This is a genomic window from Niveispirillum sp., from assembly GCF_017996735.1.
GTDB lineage: Bacteria > Pseudomonadota > Alphaproteobacteria > Azospirillales > Azospirillaceae > Niveispirillum.
In genome coordinates this window covers 177,616-192,279 of the sequence record NZ_JAGOGJ010000003.1, presented here as the reverse complement: position 1 = coordinate 192,279, position 14,664 = coordinate 177,616, and the positions used below count along the sequence as shown (strand labels likewise).

Here is a 14,664-nt window from a genome sequence, read left to right as displayed (position 1 = left end):
TTCAGCTTTTTTTCAGCGCCGCTACCAGCCCCAAAAAACCATCCAAAAGCAATCAACCAGACCGATAATCATCCAGCAATCCTTAAAAGACCGCTTAACAATCATCAGCACATCGATGATCAACTTACTTAACAATGTCAGTGGCTTACACCACCAAGATCCGTCCGCTTCGTCGCGACCACCAGGGCCGCCTCGCTGCGGGAGCCGGGGTATAGGACAGGCGGCCCCCGACTGGCAAGCACTATTTTGCAAAAATATGAAAGAAAGGCCCGGAAGCGCCCACTTCGCGCGCGCGAGCATATATACCCACAAACTGCTATGTCCGACGACCGAGCCTCCCCTTGCGACGCTATACGGCCGTGGAACATCCAAAGGCGGGCTTGGCCAGAAGTTTTTTTCCGTTGGTCTATGTCTTTTTGCTCGCAATCCCGGGCCCGGATGATGATTATGCCAATCACATCGGTGCGGGAAGCACGGGTCCGCTGCGACAAACGCATTCTTCCAACGAAGAGTGTCATTGACAGTGTCGGGACCGTCACTTCCGCGAACATCCGCCGGGCCGTCGGGACCGGCAGCCAATCGGTCAAAAAGCCAGGAGGAGCGTGGGGATGGAGGTTCGTCAGTGCTGATGAAGCGTTTTGCGGTCGCGACCATTGCCCTGGCTGCCCTCGGTGGCGCCGGAGCCGCCGCCTTCCTCCACTCAACGAGCCTGTCCACGTCGCAAGCGACGGTCGAGACGCTGCCTTCCCTGGCCTCGCTGGATGCCCAGCAGGGCGCCTCTGCCGCCCCGGATGCGTGGGGCGATATTGAAAAGGCCGCCGATCCCGTTGAACGCCGTCTGGTCAATCTGGGCCGTGGCGACACGCTGATGCAGGTATTGCTGGACGCCGACGTGCCGCAGCCGCACGCGCAGGAGGCCGTGGCCGCCCTGAAGGCCGTCTATGACCCCCGCCGCATGAAGTCCGGGCAGCCCGTCGAGGTGATGTTCGATCGCACCAGCGGTGAGGACCGATTCGTCGGGTTCGAGTTCCAGCCCGCCGTGGAACGGTCCGTTTCCGTCAGCTTCAACGGCATCCGTTTCCAGGCGGCCGAAACCGCCAAGAAGCTGGGGCGCCGGGCCGTGGCCGCCCAGGGGGAGATCCGTTCTTCCCTGTTCGAGTCGGGCCGGGCGGCCGGCGTGCCGATGACTGTGCTGACCGAGCTGATCCGTAACTACTCCTACGATGTCGACTTCCAGCGCGACATCCAGCCGGGCGACCGGTTCGAGGTCCTGTATGAGCAGGTGGTGACCGAGGATGGTGAGGTTGTCGCCGGCGGCGGCGGCAATATCCTTTATGCCTCGCTGACCCTGTCCGGCAAGGAACAGGCTATCTACCGCTATGAGGACAGCCAGGGCATCGCCGAGTTCTTCAATGCCCAGGGGTCGTCGATTCGCAAGGCCCTGCTGAAGACCCCCATCGATGGCGCGCGCCTGTCATCGGGCTTTGGTATGCGCCGGCACCCCGTGCTGGGCTATTCCAAGATGCACAAGGGCGTGGATTTTGCTGCCCCCACAGGTACACCGATCTATTCCGCCGGCGCCGGTGTGGTGGACGAGGTTGGGCCGAAGGGTGCCTATGGCAACTATATCCGCATCCGGCATAATAACGAGATTTCCACCGCCTATGCCCACATGTCGCGTTTTGGCGCCGGCATGCGCAAGGGGGCGCGGGTGGCCCAGGGCGATGTGATCGGCTATGTCGGCACCACCGGCCGTTCGACCGGCGCCCACCTGCATTATGAGATCGTCAAGGCCGGCCAGCAGGTCAACCCCCTGTCGGTTGCCGTTCCCACGGGACGCAATCTGGATGGCAAGGAACTGGCCCGTTTCAAGGGCGTGGTGGCCAGCCTGCAGCAGCGCTTCGAAGCCGGTGGCGATCAGGCCGCCGACGGGATCGGTCTGGTGTCCGCCGTGCCGAAGGCCGCCAAGCCTTCCAAGGCCAGTTGCGACCGCAAGCGCGGCTGCTGATCCCCCGTCCACCAAAAGGAAGCCCGGCCGAATCGCTTCGGCCGGGCTTTCGTTATTTGGCCCCCGCTCAATGCAGGGTGCGCGCCTGTCCCCAGGCCGACTCACCAGCGGGTGGCATCGCTCCATGGGCGGGTTCGCCCTGGATCAACAACCCGTCTTCATTGGCATCCACCTGCACCGGGCTGCCGGGCGCGACCTTGCCTTCCAGGATGCGGGTGGCCAGCGGGTTCTGCAATTCCCGCTGGATGACCCGCTTCAGCGGCCGGGCGCCATAGACAGGGTCATAACCCTTGTCGGCCAGCCATTCCTTGGCGGCCGGGGTCAGTTCCAGGGCCAGTTCCCGGTCGGCCAGCATCTTGGTCAACCGGCCGATCTGCACCTCCACGATGCCCGACATGTTGCCGCGCGACAGGCGGTGGAAGATCAGGATCTCATCCAGACGGTTCAGGAATTCCGGCCGGAAGGAGCCGCGCACCACTTCCATCACCTGTGCCCGTGCGGCCGAACTGTCCTCCCCGTCGGGCAGGCTGGCCAGGAACTCCGAACCCAGGTTGGAGGTCATGATGATCAGGGTATTGCGGAAATCGACAGTCCGGCCCTGACCATCGGTCAGACGGCCATCATCCAGCACCTGCAACAGGATGTTGAACACATCAGGATGGGCCTTCTCCACCTCGTCGAACAGCACCACCTGATAGGGCCGGCGGCGCACGGCCTCGGTCAGAGCCCCGCCCTCGTCATAACCGACATAGCCCGGGGGCGCGCCGATCATGCGGCTGACCGCGTGCTTTTCCATATATTCGGACATGTCGAGCCGGACCATCGCCGTCTCGTCATCGAACAGGAATTCGGCCAGGGCCTTGGTCAGTTCCGTCTTGCCCACACCCGTGGGACCCAGGAACAGGAAGCTGCCCATGGGGCGGTTGGGGTCCTGCAACCCCGCGCGCGAGCGGCGGACGGCGTTGGCGACGGCGATCACCGCCTCCTGCTGTCCGATGACGCGGCTGCCCAGATGGGTTTCCATCTGCAACAGCTTCTCACGCTCGCCGGTCAGCATCTTGTCCATGGGGATGCCGGTCCAGCGGCTGACCACGGAGGCGATGTCCTGTTCGCGCACCGCCTCGTTCAGCATGCGGTTCTGGCTGGCAGCCTCCGCAGCGGCCAGTCGCTTTTCCAGATCGGGGATGCGGCCATAGGTGATTTCGCCGGCCCGCGCCCAGTCACCGGAACGCTGCGCCTGTTCCAACTCGGCCCGCGCCCGGTCCAGTTCCTCCTTGATCTTCTGGGCACCGGTCAGCGTGTCCTTCTCGGCCTGCCACTGCGCCGTCAGGGTGCCGGATTTCTGCTCCAGCTCCGCCAGTTCGGTCTCCAGCTTCTCCAGCCGGTCCTTGGACGCCTGGTCGGTTTCCCGCTTCAACGCCTCACGCTCGATCTTGAGCTGGATGATGCGGCGGTCCAGTTCGTCGATGGCTTCCGGCTTGCTGTCCACAATCATGCGCAGACGGCTGGCCGCCTCGTCGATCAGGTCGATGGCCTTGTCGGGCAGGAAACGGTCGGTGATGTAACGGTTGGATAGCGTGGCCGCCGACACGATGGCACTGTCGGTGATGCGCACGCCATGGTGCAGCTCATACTTCTCCTTCAGGCCGCGCAGGATGGAGATCGTATCGGCAACCGTCGGCTCTGCCACGAACACGGGCTGGAACCGGCGGGCCAGGGCCGGGTCCTTCTCGATATATTTGCGGTATTCGTCCAGCGTCGTGGCGCCCACGCAATGAAGTTCGCCACGCGACAGGGCCGGCTTCAGCATGTTGGACGCATCCATGGCGCCATCGGCCTTGCCCGCCCCGACCAGGGTATGCAGCTCATCGATGAAGACGATGATCTCACCGGCGGCCGACTGGATCTCCGACAGGACGGCCTTCAGCCTCTCCTCGAACTCACCGCGGAACTTGGCTCCGGCAACCAGGGCACCCAGATCCAGCGATAGCAGGCTCTTGGTCTTCAGCCCCTCCGGCACGTCCCCATTGACGATGCGCAGGGCCAAGCCTTCCACGATGGCGGTCTTGCCGACACCGGGCTCACCGATCAGCACAGGGTTGTTCTTGGTGCGCCGGGCCAGCACCTGGATGGTGCGGCGGATTTCCTCATCCCGGCCGATGACGGGGTCCAGCTTGCCGTCACGCGCGGCCTGGGTCAGGTCGCGGGCATATTTCTTCAGGGCGTCATAGCCCTGTTCGGCCGACGCGCTGTCGGCGGTGCGGCCCTTGCGCAGGCCGTTGATGGCCTCGTTCAGTTTCTGCGGCGTCACGCCCGAATCGGCCAGGGCCTTGGCGGCATCGGTCCCGGTGGACAGGGCCAGGGCCAGCAGCAGCCGTTCGACGGTGACAAAACTGTCGCCCGCCTTCTTGGCCAGTTCCGCCGCCTGTTCGAAGGTGCGCACCAGTTCGCGCGTCGCGAAAAGCTGGGTGCCGCCGCCTTCCACCTTGGGCAGCTTGCGCAGGGCGGCGTCCACGCCGGCATTGGCCTTGGCCGCATTGCCGCCGGCACTGGCGATCAGGTTAGCCGCCATGCCTTCCTGGTCTTCCAGCAGCGCCTTCAGCAGATGTTCGGGCGTGAGCTGCTGATGTCCAGCGCGTGCCGCCGCCCCCTGCGCCGCCTGGATGAAACCCTGGGCGCGTTCGGTGTAATTCTTGAAGTCCATAACCCACAAACTCCCCGGTTTTGCCCCATCGTCCCCGCTGGGCCCGATGATTGCGATGATCCACGTCATGTGCGATCCGGGAGGATCGTAATTGATGTGGGAAGCGGAACCCAAGCGCGCAAGAGGCGGTGACGGGGGCTGACCGGACGGTTATGCTATTGGCCATGAGCTCCCGTTTTTTCCACCTGTTCGACACGGCCCTCGGCACCTGCGCCGTGGCCTGGGGCCCTGAATGGCTGCTGGCTGTGCGCCTGCCGGCCGTAGAAGGGGGCGATCTGGCCGTCCGCATGGGCAGGGCGGTGCCGGGGGCGGTGGCCGGCGAACCGGACGCGCCCACGGCCGCCGCCATCATCGGCATCCGCGCCCTGTTGGCGGGAGAGAAACACGACCTGCGGGAGGTGCGGCTGGACATGGCGGATACCGGGCCGTTCGACCGTGCCGTCTATGCCATCGCCCGCGCCATCCCGCCGGGCCGCACCCTGACCTATGGGCAGGTGGCAAAGCGCCTGACGCCCGATATGCTGGGCGATATGCCGCCTTCCATCGTGCCCCGTGCCGTGGGGCAATCGCTGGGCCGCAATCCCTGGCCCATCGTGGTGCCGTGCCATCGGGTGATGGCAGCGGGCGGCGGCATGGGCGGTTTTTCGGCGCCCGGCGGGGTGGAGACAAAACTGGCCCTGCTGCGGATTGAAGGCGCCGCTCTGCCGGCACAGCAATTGGGTCTGTTCTGAGATTACCGGCCTGCCCTGCGCAACTATGAAACCGAATTACCGGTTTCGGGCCATCGACCGGGTTGCGCCGTGACCGCAGGGCGGATTATCCTGCCTCCATCATGTCCGCGACGCTCGATGCCATCCAATATTATCCGGTCAAGGGGCTGTCCGCCCAGGTGCTGGATTCCGTGACCCTGACGCCGGGCGGCTGCCTGCCGCATGACCGGCGCTTTGCCATTCTGCACCGGGCGACACAGTTCGATCCGCTGGCACCCGCCTGGAAACCCAAGACCAACTTCCTGGTCCTGCTGCGGGATGAGAAGCTGGCGACCTTGCAGGCGGTATTCGATCCCGCCACCTGCATGCTGGTGCTGAACCGCAATGGCAAGCGAGTGGCCGGCGGGCGTATCGATACGGCCACGGGCCGTCTGCTGATCGATCAGTTCCTGTCCGCCTATATGAAGGATGCGGCCGTTCCCGGCCCCTATAAGATCGTGGAAAGCCCCGGTCACAACTTCACCGACATTCCGGACAAGGCCGTCTCGCTGCTGAACCTGGCATCGGTGAAGGATATCGGGCGGGTGACACAGCGGCCCGTCGATCCCCTGCGCTTTCGTGCCAACCTGCATCTGGCGGGTCTGGCCCCCTGGGCGGAGATGGGCTGGGTCGACAAGCGCATCGCCATCGGCGATACGGTGCTGTCGGTATTCAAGACCACAACCCGCTGTGCCGCCGTGGAGGTCAACCCCACCACGGGAGAGCGTGACATGGCCCTGCTGAAGGCGCTGAAAAGCGGTTTCGAACATGTAGTGTGCGGTGTCTATGCGCGCGTCGAACAAGGCGGGGAGATCAAGGCCGGCGACGCGGTGCGGGTGCTGGAACAGCCTTGATCACCGGCGCCGGGGGGGCGGCCGGGCCTGTGGATGACCCGGACACCTCACATCTGCGCACGCACACTATGGCCCTCAGCCTCATCTCATGCTAATCAGCCCGCTTCGGTGCCAAGGGCGGAACAGTCACGTCGATGCATTTCCTGGAATTCGAAAAGCCGATCGCGGAGCTGGAATCCAAGATCGAGGAGCTGCGCCACCTGGCCGATGGCGGTGATCTGAACATCGCCGACGAGGTGAAGAAGCTTCAGGACAAGGTGGACAAGCTGCTGCGCGCCACCTACGCCAAGCTGACCCCCGCGCAGAAGGTGCAGGTGGCCCGCCACCCGAACCGGCCGCATTGCCTTGACTATGTCCAGGCGCTGATCACCGATTTCACACCCTTGGCCGGCGACCGGCTGTTCGGGGAGGATCGGGCTGTCATCGGCGGACTGGGCCGTTTCCGGGGCCGCTCCGTGGTGGTGATCGGCCAGGAAAAGGGCAACGACACCGAAAGCCGGGTTCATCACAATTTCGGCATGGCCAAGCCGGAAGGCTATCGCAAGGCCCAGCGCCTGATGGCCATGGCCGACCGGTTCCACCTGCCGGTCATTTCGCTGGTCGATACGGCCGGCGCCTTCCCCGGTGTGTCGGCGGAGGAGCGCGGCCAGGCCGAAGCCATCGCCAAATCCATCGAAAGCTGCCTGCGTCTGACGGTGCCGATGGTGTCCACCATCATCGGCGAGGGCGGGTCCGGTGGCGCCATCGCCATCGCCGCGGCCGACCGCGTGCTGATGCTGGAGCATTCGATCTATTCGGTGATCTCGCCCGAAGGCTGCGCGTCCATCCTGTGGCGTTCGGCTACCAATGCCGCCGACGCGGCCCAGGCCCTGCGCCTGACCGCCCAGGACCTGAAGGAACTGGGTGTCATCGACCGGGTCGTGATGGAACCGATCGGCGGCGCCCATCGCCGGCGGGAGGAAACGATCAGCGCCCTGGGCAATGCCATCGAGGATGCGCTGGAAGGTCTGCGCGGGCAGGACGGCGCCACCCTGCGCCAGAACCGCCGTCAGAAGTTCCTGGATATGGGCCAGAAGGGCCTGAGCTGAGGGTTGGAATACTCTCGCACTGATAGACTCAGGCGCGGGTTTCGCCTATATTGTAGAGGAAGGTGGGACGGAGGTTCGAGCTCCACCCCACCCTCTCCTAGGCCCTTACCCCAGCATGATGGTGATGTGCAGGACACGCCGCCGCCAGACGGGGATACGGAGCACCAGGAGACACGACAGGTTACGCATGTCGTACCTCCATAGACGGCGGGCCGGGGAATTCCGGTCCGCCGTTTTCATATTCACTGCAAATATACGCACAAGTCTATGCACATTCCCTGAATAGGATCTGCCATTGCCGCTCAGTTCCACGGAATGGGCGGCAGGGTCGCGACCTGCAGGGGACCCACGAACAAGCGGCTGTTCTGCAGGGTCACCGGCACCCGCAGCACGCTGCGCCCGTCATCGGTGCGTTTGGACAGCATCGACAGGCCGGCCTTCACCGCCTCCACCTGCTCCGGCTTCACGCTGCCGCCTTGTGCCAGCATGTCGATCAGGGCCTGACCGCCCGACAGTTCGGCCGTGCCCGCCCCTTCCGGCCGCAGGGTCCTGTCCAGCGCCAGGGTGGCGTTGGCGCGCAGATCCATGCCGCTCCAGAGCAGCCGGGCCCCCAGGATTTCCAGGGTGCCGCCACCGTCGCGCCAGGCCGTCATCCCTTCCACACTGGGCTTGACCGGCAGGGGGCCGCGCGGCTCATAGGTCAGGGCCACCTGTTCGATGCGACGGTTCAGGGGGGCCGGCACCGCACCCGGCAGATCCAGGTCGCGGACCAGCAGGCTGATCTGCCCCTGCGGGTCGGTGGGGCCTTCCGGTGGCTTGGCCGGTGCCGTCCAGGTGACGATGGTCTCCGCCGCCGCCCATGGCGCATCGGTCAGGGTGCGCACCGCCGTCAGGGTGGCGGTCACCCGATGCGGTGTGCCATCCAGGCCCAGATCGGCCAGGAGCGACAGGCCGCCGGCGGTTCCGGAAACCGGGTCATGCCGCGCCGACCCCGCCAGATCCAGCCGCAGCGGGGCGGACGACGTCACATTGATGTCGGTCGGGTCCCAGGCCGGCGCGCTGGCCGTGACGGCGCCCAGTTCCAGCACCGTGCCGCTGGGCCATTGCGCGCGCATCCCCGACAATTCCACCGTCACCGACAGGGGAAAGCCGCCCACCACGGGGTTGCGGATATCCAGCACCACGCCCTTTTCCGCCAGCGCCCTGCCTGGCGCCTCGGTCAGGGCGGTGCGCACCTTGCCCGCCAGGGCCGCCCACCAGGCCGTATAGGCCAGCAGCAGCAGAATGGCGACCGACAGAGCCAGGAACAGGGCGCGATAGCGATGCAGCATGGGATATCCGCGTTGGCACGGGGGGCGGGCTTGCGTTACCATTTTGCGACTGCGAGATGGAACCGGCAACCTGGAATGACCGACCTTCCCACCGTACCCGATTTCGACCACCCGCCCGGCACTGATCTGTGGGTTTTCGCCTATGGGTCGCTGATGTGGAACCCCGGCTTCCCCTTCGTGGAGAAACGCGAAGGGCTGCTGCGCGGCTATCATCGCGGTTTCTGCATCTACAGCCATCAACATCGCGGCACGCCGGAACGGCCGGGCGCCGTGCTGGGCCTGGATCGGGGCGGGTCGTGCCGGGGCATGGTGCTGCGGGTGGAGGCTGCTTGCGTAGCCAACGTGCTGGATTATCTGTGGCAGCGGGAAATGGCCTATCGTGTCTATATCCCCCGCCGCATGCGGGTGCGCACCGCGCAGGGCGACGTGCAGGCGCTGACCTTCACCGCCGATCCCGCGCACAGCCAATATTGTGGCCGGCTGGGTCTGGACGGCACCGCCGCCCTGATCCGCCAGGGCGTGGGACAGTCGGGCCGCAATGTCGATTATCTGACCAGCCTGATCGACCATCTGGCACAGTTGGGCATTCACGACCACGGCCTGCGGGAACTGGCGGCCCGCATATAGGAGGTGCCGGTGGGACAGGAAGCGACGGTCACCGCCCGCTGGGGCGACAGAGAGGGGCCGGGCAAGGTCCTGCTGGAAGGCGATCACCTGCTGTTCCGGGGGGCGTTCCGGGTGAAGCTGATGCTGGCTGACCTGACGGCGGCGGATGTATCGGGTGACAGCCTGATCCTGACGGTACCCGATGGCAGCCTGTCGCTGGATCTGGGGGCGGCGAAGGCCGCCGACTGGCTGCACCGTATCCGCAATCCCAGAAGTGTCCTGGACAAGCTGGGCATCCGGGCCGGCCAGCGGGTGGCCCTGCACGGACAGGCACCCGACCCCGTTCTGGCGGCGGAACTGTCGCGCGGCGGCATCACAGGCGATGCGCAGGGGAACGCTGATCTTATCCTGCTGGTGGCCGACGGCATCGCCGATCTGGACGCCGTCACCGATCTTGCCTCGGGCCTGGGGGCACGGTCCGGCCTGTGGATCATCTATCCCAAGGGCCGCCGTGACATCACGCAGGATCATGTCTTCGCGGCCGGCCGTGGCGCCGGTCTGGTTGACAACAAGGTGTGTGCGGTGTCACCCACACATACGGCATTAAAATTCGTTCGACGGAAGGCGTGACAGGGATGAGTGCGACACCCCCGATGAAGGCTGTGATCATTCCGGTCACGCCGTTCCAGCAGAACTGCTCCATCATCTGGTGTACCAGGACCCTGCGCGCCGCCGTCATCGATCCCGGCGGCGGGGTGGAACAGATCCGTCAGGCGGTGGCCCAGAACGGCCTGAGCGTGGAGCGCATCCTGGTCACCCATGGCCATGTCGACCATGCCGCCGCCGTGGCCGATCTGAAGGATCTGCTGAAGGTTCCCGTCGAGGGACCGGCCATCGAGGATAATTACTGGATCATTGCGCTGAAGGAACATGGCGCCGGCTATGGCATGCCCTATTCCCGCCCCTTCACGCCCGACCGCTGGCTGGTCGATGGCGATACGGTGACGGTGGGTGAGCTGGTGCTGCAGGTGCTGCATTGCCCCGGCCACACGCCCGGCCATGTCGTGTTTTTCCATGAACCGTCACGATTCGCCATTGTCGGCGATGTGATCTTCGAAGGGTCGGTGGGCCGCACCGACTTCCCCGGCGGCAATATAGATGATCTGATCCGTTCCATCCGGCAAAAGCTGTTCCCGCTGGGGGATGACATCACCTTCCTGCCGGGCCATGGCGGCCTGTCCACCTTTGGCCGCGAACGGCAATCCAACCCCTATGTCGGCGATCGGGCCGTATCGGGCCGGCGCTAGAGCGTGATCGCTTCAAATGGATTCACGGGCGCTTTCTGAAGCACCTGATAGACCTTAAAAAAAGTTTCCCCCGGCGCCGTGGGGACGACGCCGGGGGCAAAAAGGGCGGGCCCGAATGAGGGCGACAAGGCCCGCCACCGTTCCGGCCGTGGTGGGGCCGCAGACCGGAACGAAACTGTCTGCCGGCACCCGGTGCTGAACCACCGGAACCGGCCGGATGGGCCGTAACGCCCGTCCTGAACAATGTTTATCCGGAAAATGAACTCCGTTCAAGTGACGCCCGTCACAGGCCTGAAAAAACAAAGGCCCCGGCGCCAAACCCATGGCGCCGGGGCCTCCTGCGTCTTGATCGGAAGCTCCGTCAGGGCAGCAGCTTGCCCAGGGGACGGCCGCCCACGATATGGATGTGGAAATGCGGCACTTCCTGATGGCTGTCGGGGCCGTGATTGGCCAGCAGCCGATAACCGCTATCCTCCACCCCCGCCTGACGGGCGACAAGGCCGGCAGCGCGGACGAAGCCGGCGATTTCTTCCACCGTCGCCTGGGAGGAGAAATCGGCAAAACTGGTGAAGGGACCCTTGGGGATCACCAGGATATGGGTGGGGGCCTGCGGATGGATGTCGTGGAAGGCCAGGGCGTACTGGTCCTCGTACACCTTCTTGCATGGAATCTCGCCGCGCAGGATACGGGCGAAGATATTGCTGCGATCATAGATCAAGGCACCGATCCTTCCGCTGTGATGGGGCGCCGCCCTCAGACGGGTGCGCGGTTCTTCTTTTCCTCAAGCCCGCTGACGCCCTTACGTCCCTCAAGGATGGCATAGACATCGGCAGGTTGCACCCCGGCATCGGCCCAGAGCACGAGAAGATGGTAAAGGAGATCGGCGGATTCCGATGCCAGCTTTTCCGGCGTTCCCGCCATGGCCTCGATCACCGTCTCCACCGCCTCTTCCCCCACCTTCTGGGCGATCTTGGCGCGGCCGCGATGGAACAGACGGGCGGTATGCGAACTGTCGGGGTCCCCACCCTTGCGTGACAGGATGGTGGCGTAGAGATCGTCCAGGATGGCGGGATTGGACATAGATACTCCTGCTTACAACGCTCTCTGTTCGCTAACCTGCCTCCGCCGTCATCCCCGCGAAAGCGGGGACCCAGCGTGAGGCGCGGTCAGCGCCGATATGAGTCATGTCGCGGCTATCGCCGCTCTCGCTGGGTCCCCGCTTGCGCGGGGATGACAAAAAATAGCACAACAGCAGATATACAGATCAGAACCGCACCGGTATCCCCGCCTGGGCCATGTGGGTCTTGGCCTGGGCGATGGTGTAGGTGCCGAAATGGAAGATGCTGGCGGCCAGCACGGCCGAGGCATGGCCAAGTTTTACACCGTCAACCAGATGGTCCAGAGTGCCCACCCCGCCCGACGCGATGACGGGGATGGTGACGGCGTCGGCCACCGCGCGGGTCAGTTCCAGGTTGAAGCCCTGCTTGGTGCCGTCGCGATCCATGGAAGTCAGCAGGATCTCGCCGGCGCCGTATTCCGCCATGCGCTGCGCCCATTGGACGGCATCGATGCCGGTACGGTTGCGCCCGCCATGGGTAAACACTTCCCAGCGCTGTTCGCCACCGGCGCCGCGTTCGACCTCCTTGGCGTCGATGGCGACGACGATGCACTGGGCGCCGAATTTCTGCGCCCCTTCCCGCACAAATTCCGGGCGGTGGACGGCCGCGGTGTTGATCGACACCTTGTCGGCCCCGGCCAGCAGAAGTTTGCGGATATCCTCAACCGTCCGCACGCCACCACCGACGGTCAGTGGCATGAAGACCTGTTCGGCAGTGCGGCGCACCACGTCAAAGATCGTCTCGCGATTGTCGCTGCTGGCCGTGATGTCCAGAAAGGTCAGTTCGTCTGCCCCGGCCGCATCATACAGCCTTGCCTGTTCCACCGGGTCGCCGGCATCGATCAGGTCGACAAAGTTCACGCCCTTGACGACGCGGCCATCCTTGACGTCCAGGCACGGGATGATGCGGGCCTTCAGCATCGGATCATTCCCCCCGCAGGATGGCGAGTGCCGCCGCCGGATCGATGCGCCCGTCATAAAGCGCGCGGCCGGAAATGACGCCATCGATGCCCGTATGCGCCACCTCTTTCAGGGCCCGCAGATCGGCCAGCGAGGACACGCCGCCCGACGCGATGACAGGCGTGGTCAGGTGGCTGGCCAGATCGGCCGTCGCCTCCACATTCACCCCGCCCAGGGCGCCGTCGCGGTCGATATCGGTATAGATGATGGCGGCCACACCGCAATCCTCAAACTTCAGCGCCAGATCCAGGGCCTTCAGGCTGCTGGTCTCCGCCCAGCCTTCCACCGCGACATAGCCATCGCGGGCGTCGATGCCGACGGCGACATGGCCGGGGAAGGCCTTGCAGGCTTCCTTGACCAGGGCCGGGTTCTTGACGGCGACCGTGCCCAGGATGACGCGGGTCAGGCCGCGTTCCAGCCAGAAACCGATCGTGTTCAGATCACGGATGCCGCCGCCCAACTGCGTCGGCAGCTTGACACGCTTGAGGATAGACTCAACTGCTGCCCCATTCACGGGCGTTCCCGCGAAGGCGCCGTTCAGGTCCACCAGATGCAGCCATTCGAAGCCCTGGGCCTGGAATGTCTCGGCCTGGGCGGCGGGGTCGGTGTTGAAGATGGTGGCCTGATCCATCTCCCCGCGCAGCAGGCGGACGGCATTGCCATCCTTCAGGTCAATGGCGGGATAGAGGATCATGCTTGCGGCTCCGTCTCTTCTTCCGGCCGTTCCAGGACCTTGTAATAGAAATGGCCGGCGATGGTCCGGCCCTTGGCGCGCGCGTAATGGGGATGGGTGCCCCAGCGCGTGAAGCCCATATGGTCGTACAGCGTGATGGCGGCGCGCTGCGTTTCGCGCACATCCAGGTTCAGGATGCCGAAATCCAGGCGCGTCGCCTCGTCGATCACGGCCTGGGTCAGCCTGCGGGCCATGCCATGGCCGCGCGCCCAGGGGGCGACAAAACTGGTGGTCAGGTTGCAGGCGAAGGCCTGCGCCTCATTATTGCGGGTGGGTCGGACAAGCTGCGCCGATCCCGCGATCACCCCGTCCAGCCGCCCCACGATCAGGGTGCGTTCCGGCACGGCCATCACACCCTTCCAGTAGCGCTCCATCACCTCGCGGTCGGGCGGGCTGACCCAGCCGAAACCGCCGCCATCGATGATGGCGGCTTCGGTGGCGTCGCACAGGTCGTAAAGATCGGAACGTTTCAGTTCCGTCACCTTCTCCACCGTCACGATGCTGTCGGACCCGGCCAGCGGGTTCTGATGCTCACCACTCATGGCCGCCACCGCAGGAAATTGCCGATGATGGACAGACCGGCGGCCTGGCTCTTCTCCGGGTGGAACTGCATGCCGACCAGATTGTCGCGCCCGACGATGGCCGGAAACTCCCCGGCATAGTCGCACGCGGCCAGGACCAGGGCGGGATCGGCCACCTTCATCGCATAGGAATGGACGTAATAGGTGTGCGTGCCCGGCGCGATGCCGGCCAGCACCGGGTGGGATGGCGCCTTCACGATCAACTCGTTCCAGCCCATATGCGGGATCTTCAGCGACGGGTCGGACGGGGTCAGCGCCTCCACCGTCGCATCCAGCCAGCCCAGCCCCGGATGCACCCCATGCTCCACCCCGGCCCGGGCCATCAGTTGCATGCCGACACAAATGCCCAGGAAGGGAGCTCCCTGACGGATCACCCGTTCAGTCAGGGCGTCGACCATGCCGGGCACGGCATCCAGCCCGGCCTTGCAGTCCGCGAAGGCGCCGACGCCCGGCAGGACCACGCGGGTCGCACCACGCACCACATCGGGGTCGTTGGTGACAAGGATACGGGCATCCAGCCCGCCATCGGCCACGGCCCGTTCCAGCGCCTTGGCGGCGGAACGCAGATTGCCGGAGCCGTAATCGATCAGGGCGACGCTATCGGTCATGGTGCCTGCCCATGCGAC

General features: G+C 65.1%; 15 protein-coding genes. 7 read left to right on the top strand and 8 right to left on the bottom strand.

Annotation, left to right across the window (positions count from 1 at the left end; genetic code table 11):
• Positions 1 to 628 precede the first annotated feature (628 nt).
• Positions 629 to 2,008 carry a M23 family metallopeptidase gene (locus tag KBA48_RS02650; protein ID WP_292903437.1) on the top strand — a complete coding sequence of 460 codons (1,380 nt, stop codon included), beginning with the start codon at positions 629 to 631 and terminating at the stop codon, positions 2,006 to 2,008.
• A gap of 67 nt (positions 2,009 to 2,075) precedes the next feature.
• On the opposite strand, the gene clpB is transcribed toward KBA48_RS02650, so the two are convergent.
• On the bottom strand, positions 2,076 to 4,712 hold the full coding sequence (gene clpB, locus KBA48_RS02645; RefSeq protein ID WP_292903430.1) for an ATP-dependent chaperone ClpB: 2,637 nt from the start codon (positions 4,710 to 4,712) through the stop codon (positions 2,076 to 2,078).
• Between the two features lie 164 nt (positions 4,713 to 4,876).
• Here clpB and KBA48_RS02640 point away from each other — a divergent pair, with 164 nt between their 5' ends.
• From KBA48_RS02640 to KBA48_RS02630, 3 genes are all read left to right on the top strand, one after another.
• Positions 4,877 to 5,443 carry a methylated-DNA--[protein]-cysteine S-methyltransferase gene (locus KBA48_RS02640; protein ID WP_292903429.1) on the top strand — a complete coding sequence of 189 codons (567 nt, stop codon included), beginning with the start codon at positions 4,877 to 4,879 and terminating at the stop codon, positions 5,441 to 5,443.
• A 101-nt stretch (positions 5,444 to 5,544) separates the two neighbouring features.
• Positions 5,545 to 6,315, top strand: a complete 771-nt coding sequence (locus tag KBA48_RS02635; protein WP_292903427.1) for an MOSC domain-containing protein — start codon at positions 5,545 to 5,547, stop codon at positions 6,313 to 6,315.
• Positions 6,316 to 6,449: 134 nt separating this feature from the next.
• The gene (locus tag KBA48_RS02630; protein WP_292903425.1) at positions 6,450 to 7,403 is read left to right on the top strand and encodes an acetyl-CoA carboxylase carboxyltransferase subunit alpha; all 954 of its coding nucleotides are present in this window, start codon (positions 6,450 to 6,452) and stop codon (positions 7,401 to 7,403) included.
• A 302-nt stretch (positions 7,404 to 7,705) separates the two neighbouring features.
• Here KBA48_RS02630 and KBA48_RS02625 read toward each other — a convergent pair whose 3' ends face one another.
• A complete protein-coding gene (locus KBA48_RS02625) occupies positions 7,706 to 8,734 on the bottom strand; it encodes a DUF2125 domain-containing protein (protein ID WP_292903423.1) in 1,029 nt (342 codons plus the stop codon).
• Between the two features lie 75 nt (positions 8,735 to 8,809).
• Here KBA48_RS02625 and KBA48_RS02620 point away from each other — a divergent pair, with 75 nt between their 5' ends.
• From KBA48_RS02620 to KBA48_RS02610, 3 genes are read left to right on the top strand one after another with little or no spacing between them, the layout of a single operon-like run.
• Positions 8,810 to 9,361 (top strand): gamma-glutamylcyclotransferase, encoded by a 552-nt coding sequence (locus KBA48_RS02620; protein WP_292903421.1) that lies wholly within the window; start codon positions 8,810 to 8,812, stop codon positions 9,359 to 9,361.
• A 9-nt stretch (positions 9,362 to 9,370) separates the two neighbouring features.
• Positions 9,371 to 9,970: a hypothetical protein gene (locus KBA48_RS02615; RefSeq protein ID WP_292903419.1), complete on the top strand. Its 600-nt coding sequence runs from the start codon at positions 9,371 to 9,373 to the stop codon at positions 9,968 to 9,970.
• 5 nt (positions 9,971 to 9,975) lie between these two features.
• Complete coding sequence (locus tag KBA48_RS02610; RefSeq protein ID WP_292903417.1) at positions 9,976 to 10,647, top strand: MBL fold metallo-hydrolase; 672 nt, start codon at positions 9,976 to 9,978, stop codon at positions 10,645 to 10,647.
• 361 nt (positions 10,648 to 11,008) lie between these two features.
• Here the strand turns inward: KBA48_RS02610 and KBA48_RS02605 are convergent, their stop codons facing one another.
• The 6 genes from KBA48_RS02605 to hisH all read right to left on the bottom strand — a co-directional run bounded on the left by KBA48_RS02605 (position 11,009) and on the right by hisH (position 14,646).
• A complete protein-coding gene (locus tag KBA48_RS02605) occupies positions 11,009 to 11,365 on the bottom strand; it encodes a histidine triad nucleotide-binding protein (protein WP_292903415.1) in 357 nt (118 codons plus the stop codon).
• Between the two features lie 35 nt (positions 11,366 to 11,400).
• Positions 11,401 to 11,727 (bottom strand): phosphoribosyl-ATP diphosphatase, encoded by a 327-nt coding sequence (locus tag KBA48_RS02600; RefSeq protein WP_292903413.1) that lies wholly within the window; start codon positions 11,725 to 11,727, stop codon positions 11,401 to 11,403.
• 184 nt (positions 11,728 to 11,911) lie between these two features.
• A complete protein-coding gene (gene hisF, locus KBA48_RS02595) occupies positions 11,912 to 12,685 on the bottom strand; it encodes an imidazole glycerol phosphate synthase subunit HisF (protein ID WP_292903411.1) in 774 nt (257 codons plus the stop codon).
• Positions 12,686 to 12,689: 4 nt separating this feature from the next.
• On the bottom strand, positions 12,690 to 13,418 hold the full coding sequence (hisA, locus tag KBA48_RS02590) for a 1-(5-phosphoribosyl)-5-[(5-phosphoribosylamino)methylideneamino]imidazole-4-carboxamide isomerase (protein WP_292903409.1): 729 nt from the start codon (positions 13,416 to 13,418) through the stop codon (positions 12,690 to 12,692).
• Positions 13,415 to 13,999 (bottom strand): GNAT family N-acetyltransferase, encoded by a 585-nt coding sequence (locus tag KBA48_RS02585; protein ID WP_292903407.1) that lies wholly within the window; start codon positions 13,997 to 13,999, stop codon positions 13,415 to 13,417. The genes hisA and KBA48_RS02585 overlap by 4 nt, the downstream gene beginning before the upstream one ends.
• Positions 13,996 to 14,646 carry an imidazole glycerol phosphate synthase subunit HisH gene (hisH, locus tag KBA48_RS02580; protein ID WP_292903406.1) on the bottom strand — a complete coding sequence of 217 codons (651 nt, stop codon included), beginning with the start codon at positions 14,644 to 14,646 and terminating at the stop codon, positions 13,996 to 13,998. Before hisH ends, KBA48_RS02585 begins: the two co-directional genes overlap by 4 nt.
• Positions 14,647 to 14,664: the final 18 nt, after the last annotated feature.

Coding starts and splice junctions, on each gene's coding strand:
- KBA48_RS02650 (WP_292903437.1), top strand. CDS start 629: ATGAAGCGTTTTGCGGTCGCGACCATTGCCCTGGCTGCCCTCGGTGGC.
- clpB (WP_292903430.1), bottom strand. CDS start 4,712: ATGGACTTCAAGAATTACACCGAACGCGCCCAGGGTTTCATCCAGGCG.
- KBA48_RS02640 (WP_292903429.1), top strand. CDS start 4,877: ATGAGCTCCCGTTTTTTCCACCTGTTCGACACGGCCCTCGGCACCTGC.
- KBA48_RS02635 (WP_292903427.1), top strand. CDS start 5,545: ATGTCCGCGACGCTCGATGCCATCCAATATTATCCGGTCAAGGGGCTG.
- KBA48_RS02630 (WP_292903425.1), top strand. CDS start 6,450: ATGCATTTCCTGGAATTCGAAAAGCCGATCGCGGAGCTGGAATCCAAG.
- KBA48_RS02625 (WP_292903423.1), bottom strand. CDS start 8,734: ATGCTGCATCGCTATCGCGCCCTGTTCCTGGCTCTGTCGGTCGCCATT.
- KBA48_RS02620 (WP_292903421.1), top strand. CDS start 8,810: ATGACCGACCTTCCCACCGTACCCGATTTCGACCACCCGCCCGGCACT.
- KBA48_RS02610 (WP_292903417.1), top strand. CDS start 9,976: ATGAGTGCGACACCCCCGATGAAGGCTGTGATCATTCCGGTCACGCCG.
- KBA48_RS02600 (WP_292903413.1), bottom strand. CDS start 11,727: ATGTCCAATCCCGCCATCCTGGACGATCTCTACGCCACCATCCTGTCA.
- hisF (WP_292903411.1), bottom strand. CDS start 12,685: ATGCTGAAGGCCCGCATCATCCCGTGCCTGGACGTCAAGGATGGCCGC.
- hisA (WP_292903409.1), bottom strand. CDS start 13,418: ATGATCCTCTATCCCGCCATTGACCTGAAGGATGGCAATGCCGTCCGC.
- KBA48_RS02585 (WP_292903407.1), bottom strand. CDS start 13,999: ATGAGTGGTGAGCATCAGAACCCGCTGGCCGGGTCCGACAGCATCGTG.
- hisH (WP_292903406.1), bottom strand. CDS start 14,646: ATGACCGATAGCGTCGCCCTGATCGATTACGGCTCCGGCAATCTGCGT.